We start from the raw sequence: 614 nt of genomic DNA, 5'->3' as shown, positions 1-614 counted from the left end.
ATCTTCACCTTCCTCTTTTCTCAAAAACCTATCCACCTCATAAAAATAATCCCTATCTAAAAAATCATCAGGATCAGTAAAAGTTACCCATTCTATATCTTTTAAATCAAAAGCTAAAGAAGAATTTAAATTTATATTTGATTGATCTTGATTTTTTCTTAAAAAATCAAGTCCTAAATTTCTAGCACTTGCTTGACCACCATTATCTTTATAAAGATAAATGATATTTTTAGGAAATTTCTTTTGATATTTTTTAATGATATTTGCTGAATGATCTGTGCTTCCATCATCAACACAGATAATTAAAATGTTATTTTTAAAATCAAGTCTTTGATTAATGATAGAGTTAAAATAATCATCTAAATACTTTTCTACATTATAAACTGCTGAGATGATAGCGTATTTGTTAAAGCCTTGTTGTTTTTTGGGTTTGAGTTTTTTAAAAAAGTTTTGAAGAGGGATTAAAATGCAAGCTTGAAATATAAATTTAGAAAGCATTTTTTGTTTTTTATTTAAAAAAAACATTTTTAAGCCTTATTTTCTTTAAAAAATATTTTTAAAAGAGGATTTTTACTTTCCTTAAAAAAGTTTTTTGGATCTTTTTTAAGTTTTTT

The 614-nt window shown here is 23.5% G+C and carries 1 protein-coding gene; it reads right to left on the bottom strand.

Features of this window, described 5'->3' with window-relative positions:
• Positions 1-525, bottom strand: a 525-nt coding sequence (locus tag DMB92_RS09080; protein ID WP_185900193.1) for a glycosyltransferase family A protein, incomplete at its 3' end; no start/stop codon positions are given.
• Positions 526-614: the final 89 nt, after the last annotated feature.

Source organism: Campylobacter sp. MIT 99-7217, assembly GCF_006864365.1.
Lineage (GTDB): Bacteria > Campylobacterota > Campylobacteria > Campylobacterales > Campylobacteraceae > Campylobacter_D.
The sequence above is the reverse complement of the archived record's forward strand: the minus strand, read 5'-3'. Positions and strand labels throughout refer to the sequence as shown.